The following is a 638-nucleotide window of genomic DNA, read 5'->3' as shown; positions in this document are numbered from 1 at the left end:
GCCTATGTCAACCTGCAGAGCGACGGCTTTACCGAGCGGGGCGCGGCGGCGGCTCTCGTCGGTCGCAGTTCCGATATGAGCACCGCTTTCTCGACGCTGGGTATGCGGGCATCGACGACCGTGACCGTGAACGGCATGGCGCTGGAATTGCGTGGGGCGCTTGCCTGGCGACACGCCTTCGGCGACGTCACGCCGGCCTCGCTCCTGTCCTTCGCCGGCGGCACGCCCTTCAGCATCACCGGCATCCCGATCGCGAAGAATGCGGCCGTGCTCGACGCGGGGCTCGACCTCGCCGTGGCGCCCAACGCGACGCTCAGCCTGTCCTATGGCGGCCAGTACAGCGCCCATGCGATCGAGCAGACCGTCAAGGGCAGCCTAGCCGTCAAATTCTGACCGGACGGATCCTGCCAGACCTTCAACAAGGGGTGCCCTCGGACGCCCCTTGCTTCGTCGCAATCCGCGCTGATCGCCCGGCCTTGCCGCCTCGCGGCGCCGCCTTGATCCCAGCACGCCATGAGGGACATCGGACCAGCCATTTGGCGTATTGACGCTTCATGCAATCGATTACATCCTGCCGATAGTCCCGATTAATACGGGACAAGGGAGGAAACGATGATCAAGAGCATCACAACCCGCAG

The 638-nt window shown here is 64.7% G+C and carries 1 protein-coding gene; it reads left to right on the top strand.

The window, feature by feature from the left end; translation table 11 throughout:
* The coding region (locus AB4Y92_RS25240) for an autotransporter outer membrane beta-barrel domain-containing protein (RefSeq protein WP_441822109.1) at nucleotides 1-393 on the top strand (393 nt) is incomplete at its 5' end.
* Nucleotides 394-638: the final 245 nt, after the last annotated feature.

The sequence above is a fragment of the Lysobacter sp. TAB13 genome, assembly GCF_052113885.1.
Taxonomy (GTDB): Bacteria; Pseudomonadota; Gammaproteobacteria; order Xanthomonadales; family Xanthomonadaceae; genus Lysobacter; species Lysobacter gummosus.
The sequence above is the reverse complement of the archived record's forward strand: the minus strand, read 5'-3'. Positions and strand labels throughout refer to the sequence as shown.